Source organism: Cellvibrio sp. (assembly GCF_053579595.1).
Genome location: NZ_JBRFPI010000288.1, coordinates 1 through 5,847 on the forward strand (window position 1 = coordinate 1; position 5,847 = coordinate 5,847).

Here is a 5,847-nt window from a genome sequence, read left to right on the forward strand (position 1 = left end):
TTTTTTACGAATATATTTTGGTTTTTTCCTTATTATAAGGTTTTTTTTTTTTTTTCATGTGTCTCTAAAGTTATTACAGATTGCCTAAGTGAGTACAATTTATATATTAATGAGGGAAAGCTAAAGAAATACAAAAGACCTTTTAATACGGAAAAATCCAATATTATTGGGCAAATAAAGCTTAAGATTCAGCAGTTTGAAGATAAATTTCTAGAGGATTGGTTGGTTGGGGATAAACATTATGTAACACCAAAAAAAATCAATAATAGGGATTCGCTAGCAAAGTATTTTATTGAGCAGATTAAACACGTTTGCACATCTGAAATTGGAGGTTATGAGGATGTTTCATCCTACTTGATTTCTACACTTTCCAATCGTGTGGTCTCAGTAGTTTATGGTTTTGGGAAATTGGATCATGTGGATGATGAGGAAAAGTTTCGATATAAGGATGTTATTATGTTGTTGTGCAGGTTATTGTTCTTTTTTTACTCAGTAAATCCTCAGGTTTCATCATCATATAAGTTAGCTAAAACAGTAATAATTATAGATAAATTTTTTTTGTACAGATGCCCAGAGTTTAGTGGCCACTTTCGAACTCAAATTATGAGTGAAGTTAATGACATTAAATTTACCTCTGACATTGATGGAGGACGATCCAAATTTGTCTCTTTGGAGGGGTTGAATATTCTCTTGGCAACAAGTGAATTTGGTGTTAACTACTTGATTGCTAAGGATCGCCTAATGCCTTTTTTCAAAACAAATGGTGATATTTCTTATTTTTCGCTAGTTTCTATTCTTTATTACATTCGTGATCATTCTATATATTTGGATATAAAAAAAATTATTGAAGATAGAATAATTAACAAGCTGGACAATTGCAGCGCTATTGCTAGAGACTCCGAGATTGCCCATATATTCTTCGATTCTTTGAGTTGCCCATATTTGTCCTATGCAGCAAGAAAAAAAATTCTTTCTGTATATTTATCTCAAGTTGATCCTGATTTGACTTTAAATGCTGTGGAGTTGGATGCTGCTTTATGTAGGCTTCAGTCAGTCTATTGGTTTGTGAAATGGAGAGATCTTGATTTAATAAAATTACTTGAGCGTAAAGAGTTGAATAGTGCTTATTAATTTGTTAGATTTTAATTGGTACTGGCAGGCCGATATTACTCCATAGTCGTGCATGGTAATATTCTGTAAGTCAAGGCTATTTTTCGACAATTGAACACAATTTCTTCGCAAGAGAAATATGAGCTTTGTTTGAGAGAGTGTAATTAAAAATGCATTCTCACACACCTGATGTTGAGGGCTGCCAGTACCGCCTTTATAATTTTTCAGAAACATTGTGTCTTGATATATACATATGTTTCCCTTAGGTGCATGCATTGGTTATTTAATTTCTACAGTTGTAGGCTTCATTATTGTTGGCTGATTGGGGTTTCGTTGTTACTGCCTTTTCGGTTTTCAATAAGAGACATATAGTTACTCTTTAATAATTAGTCGCCTAATCTGCCAAATAAATTTTCTTGTATTAAAAAATAAAACCGACTTTTCTAATCCAGAGTGCGGTTATTCTTTTACGTTAATACAAAGCAATATTTCCGCTTTGATTTTTTCCGATCAGTAAATCCACAGCCGCAATCCCCATGTTTTTGATCGGTTGCTGTACGGAGGTGGGCAGATGGTAGTGGCGATGTTGGTATCGCCGAAGCCGACTATGGCGAGCTTGGCCTCCCATCATACTCGCTCCCCAATAGCCCCTTCGCTCACCCCCGTTTACAGCCAGATTCCCTAGATTTTGTGCTAGTATGCGCCCACTTTATCAATCGCTGGGGCCGATGATCATGCATTGTCCGTTTTGTAGTGCGGAAGATACCAAAGTTATAGATTCACGCCTGGTGGCGGAAGGCGATCAGGTGCGCCGTCGCCGCGAGTGCTTATCCTGCCATGAGCGCTTCACGACTTTTGAAGTGGCTGAATTGGTGATGCCGCGCATCATCAAGCAAAACGGTACCCGCGAACCCTTCGATGAAAACAAACTGCGCGCCGGTTTATTGCGTGCGCTGGAAAAACGCCCGGTGAGTATCGAGGCGATTGAATCGGCCATTAACCATATCAAGCACTTTTTGCAGGCGACTGGCGAGCGTGAAGTTAAAGCCTTGATGGTGGGCGAGAAGGTGATGGAGCAATTGCAAAAGCTCGATGAAGTTGCCTATGTGCGCTTCGCCTCTGTGTATCGCCGCTTTAAGGATTTGAACGAGTTCCGCCAGGAAATCGACCGCCTCGAACAGCAACCTGAAAACGACTAATTTTCTGATGACCCTATCTTCGGTTGATTTTGAATTTATGGCGCATGCGTTCCGTTTGGCGGAGCGCGGCCTCTATACCACCATGCCTAATCCACGCGTGGGTTGTGTGTTGGTGAAAAACGGACAGGTGATCGCTGAAGGCTGGCATGTCCGCGCTGGTGAAGCCCATGCCGAGGTCAATGCATTAAAGGCGGCGGGCGACTCTGCAGTTCACGACGGCGCGCGCGGCGCAACGGCTTATGTCAGCCTTGAACCCTGCAGCCATACCGGTAAGACCGGCCCCTGTTCGCAAGCCTTGATCGATGCCGGTATCGCGCGTTTGGTCTACGGGATGGAAGATCCTAATCCGCTCGTTTCCGGCAATGGCATAGCCATGGTGCGCGCTGCTGGTATTCAAGTGGATGGCCCGGTTTTGGAAGATGATGCGCGTGCGCTCAACCCCGGTTTTGTTCGCCGAATGGAGCGCAAGCTGCCTTACGTTCGCTGCAAAATGGCGATGAGTATTGATGGCCGCACGGCGATGGCTTCGGGCGAAAGCAAGTGGATTACCGGCCCCAAAGCTCGCGCTGATGTACAGCGTTTACGCGCCCGTTCATGCGCGATTATTTCCGGTGTCGATTCCATCTTGCAGGACAACGCTTCTCTCACTGTGCGCGTGGATGAATTGGGGTTGCCCAATGCCGAAGAGGCAGCCGCGAAACAACCGCTGCGGGTAATCCTCGATTCACAGCTGCGCACACCGCGCACTGCCTTGATGTTTAAGCAATCCACCCCGATATTGCTGGTGCACAATGGCAAGGTTGGGGCTGAGCAATTACAAGGCTGGCCGGATTTCGTCGAGCTGATTGCGTTGCCGGGCAAAGATGACCGCATCGATTTAAACGCGCTCTTGCGCGAGCTCGCCAAACGCCACTGCAATGAGGTTTTAGTTGAAGCGGGAGCTACGCTGTCCGGCAGTTTTTTACGCCGTGGCTTGCTCGATGAAATCATTATGTACATGGCGCCGAAACTGCTCGGCAGCAATGCGCTGCCACTGTTTGATTTGCCGCTGGATACTATGTCCGCCGCGCTCTCGCTGAAAATTAAAGACATTCGCGCTGTCGGGCGTGACTGGCGTATCACCGCTGTGCCCGACACTGAATACTAGATAGGTAATACCTTGAACGAACAAGCTCCCGATTTACAACCCACTCCAAATTCACCGCAGGTGGACAACACGGCGTCGCTCGGCCAGCGTTTTGCGGCGTTTATGTTGGACGGCGTATTCATGGTTATTTCGATGATGTTCCTGATGCAGTATTTGGGCTTGACCGAGTTTGATCCCAACAAGGCGCAAGATGCCCAGGCGATGCAAACCGAAATCCTTGCCAAAGTGGCCGCTTTGTCGAATGGGCAAAAGGTATTGCTGGCGTTGTTTCCCTACATTTCATTTTTGGTATTACATGGGTATTTGCTCAGCCGCTACGGGCAAACCATCGGCAAGCGCATCATGGGTATTGCCATTGTAACTATGGATAATCGCCTCCCGCCGTTTTTCCAATTGATCGTCCAGCGCTATTTGATCCAATGGTTGGCAGGCCGTGTGCCTATGGTGGGTGGCATATTGCGCTTGGTGGATATTCTGGTGATTTTCCGTGCGGACAAGCGCTGCATCCACGATCATCTTGCCGGCACTAAAGTGATTGATTTAAGAATCCCTGTTACCCAAGGCAAACCAACCAGCATCATCGTATAAGTCTCTCGACTATCGCGACCCCGAGGTAAATCTATGTTCACCGGAATTATTGAAGCCATCGGCGAAGTGGTGGCATTGCAACCTAAAAATGGCGACCTGCGTCTGCGCATCAAAACCCACAACCTGAATCTGGGTGATGTGCATCTCGGGGATTCCATCGCTACCAACGGCGTTTGCCTGACGGTGGTGGATTTACCGGGCGATGGCTATTGGGCAGATGTCTCGCGCGAAACTTTGGATAACACCACCTTGCCCGGCTGGAAAGTCGGCCAACGCGTCAATCTGGAAAAAGCGTTAACGCCACAAACCCGTCTGGGTGGCCATATCGTCAGCGGCCATGTGGATGGTGTGGGCGAAGTCGTCAGCCGTCATCCTGATGCGCGCTCCGAGCGCTTCCGTATCCGCGCACCCAAGTCATTGGCAAAATATATCGCCCACAAGGGGTCAATCACGGTAGATGGTACTAGTCTTACCGTTAATAAAGTGGACGGCGCCGAATTTGAACTCAACATAGTCCCGCATACCCTGCAGTGGACCATTATGGATAGCTACAAAACCGGTACCCAGCTCAATCTGGAAGTGGATGTGCTCGCTCGCTACCTTGAGCGCCTGATGCTTGGCGACAAAGCCGCCGAAGGTGAAGGGCAGGGTATTACCCTGGAATTTTTGGCGAAGAATGGTTTTGCTTAACCGGAATTACTTCCTTACATAGAGATTGTCTATGCAACTCAACACAATTGAAGAACTGATCGAAGACCTGCGCCACGGCAAAATGGTCATCCTGATGGATGACGAAGACCGTGAAAATGAAGGTGATTTGATTATGGTCGCCGAGCAAGTGCGCCCGGAAGATATCAACTTTATGGCGACCCATGCGCGCGGGCTGATTTGTTTGACCCTGTCGCCTGAGCGCTGCAAACAACTGGATTTGCCGCTGATGGTGAGCGACAACAAATCCCAGCACACTACCAATTTCACTTTGTCGATTGAAGCAGCCGAAGGTGTCAGTACCGGTATTTCGGCGGCCGATCGCGCGCTCACCGTACGCGCCGCGGTAAAAGCCAATGCCAAGCCAACCGACATAGTTCAACCTGGCCATATCTTTCCCTTAATGGCGCAACCGGGTGGCGTGATGAGCCGTGCGGGTCACACCGAGGCGGGTTGCGACCTTGCGCGTCTGGCAGGATTTGAACCAGCGGCGGTGATTGTTGAGGTGATGAACCCCGACGGCACCATGGCGCGCCGCGCGGATCTTGAGCAATTTGCCGAGCAACATCACCTGAAAATCGGTACCATTGCCGACTTGATTCACTACCGCGCCACCAAAGAGAAAACCGTTGCCTGCATCAATACCCGCAAAGTGGAAACCCTTTACGGTGAATTTGAATTGCGCACCTACCGCGATCTGGCGCGTGGCGACTTGCACTTTGTGATGATCAAAGGCGAGATAGATGCTGAACCCACGCTGGTGCGTGTGCATGTAATGGACATCGCCCGCGATGTGTTGAGCCTCAAGCGCACCTCAGTCGCTGGTGGCAAAAGCTGGACCTATCAGGATGCGCTGCGCAAAGTGAGCGAAGAGGGTAAGGGTGTCGTACTGCTGATCTGCCACGACGAATCGACTAAAGAAGTTGAAGACAGCATCGATTGGTTGATCTCCGGCAAACAAATGCGCCGCAGCTCGGAAGTGCTCTACAAACAAGTGGGCACCGGCTCGCAAATCCTGCGCGATTTGGGCGTGCGCAAAATGCGCGTGATGTCCGCGCCCATGCGCTACTCAGCGCTGTCGGGTTTTGATTTGGA

The 5,847-nt window shown here is 48.0% G+C and carries 6 protein-coding genes; all 6 read left to right on the forward strand.

Annotated elements, in window-relative coordinates; translation table 11 throughout:
* Positions 1-1,131: hypothetical protein (locus tag ACWA6V_RS15835; protein ID WP_449523395.1), on the forward strand; the 1,131-nt coding region annotated here is incomplete at its 5' end.
* Positions 1,132-1,844: 713 nt separating this feature from the next.
* On the forward strand, positions 1,845-2,309 hold the full coding sequence (nrdR, locus tag ACWA6V_RS15840; RefSeq protein ID WP_449523400.1) for a transcriptional regulator NrdR: 465 nt from the start codon (positions 1,845-1,847) through the stop codon (positions 2,307-2,309).
* A gap of 7 nt (positions 2,310-2,316) precedes the next feature.
* The gene (ribD, locus tag ACWA6V_RS15845) at positions 2,317-3,456 is read left to right on the forward strand and encodes a bifunctional diaminohydroxyphosphoribosylaminopyrimidine deaminase/5-amino-6-(5-phosphoribosylamino)uracil reductase RibD (RefSeq protein WP_449523396.1); all 1,140 of its coding nucleotides are present in this window, start codon (positions 2,317-2,319) and stop codon (positions 3,454-3,456) included.
* 12 nt (positions 3,457-3,468) lie between these two features.
* A complete protein-coding gene (locus tag ACWA6V_RS15850; protein WP_449523397.1) occupies positions 3,469-4,044 on the forward strand; it encodes an RDD family protein in 576 nt (191 codons plus the stop codon).
* A gap of 33 nt (positions 4,045-4,077) precedes the next feature.
* Positions 4,078-4,734, forward strand: a complete 657-nt coding sequence (locus ACWA6V_RS15855; protein WP_449523398.1) for a riboflavin synthase — start codon at positions 4,078-4,080, stop codon at positions 4,732-4,734.
* A gap of 31 nt (positions 4,735-4,765) precedes the next feature.
* The coding region (gene ribBA / locus ACWA6V_RS15860) for a bifunctional 3,4-dihydroxy-2-butanone-4-phosphate synthase/GTP cyclohydrolase II (RefSeq protein ID WP_449523399.1) at positions 4,766-5,847 on the forward strand (1,082 nt) is incomplete at its 3' end.

Excerpts from the sequence above, each read along its gene's own strand:
- nrdR (WP_449523400.1), top strand. The coding sequence starts at position 1,845 with ATGCATTGTCCGTTTTGTAGTGCGGAAGATACCAAAGTTATAGATTCA.
- ribD (WP_449523396.1), top strand. The coding sequence starts at position 2,317 with ATGACCCTATCTTCGGTTGATTTTGAATTTATGGCGCATGCGTTCCGT.
- ACWA6V_RS15855 (WP_449523398.1), top strand. The coding sequence starts at position 4,078 with ATGTTCACCGGAATTATTGAAGCCATCGGCGAAGTGGTGGCATTGCAA.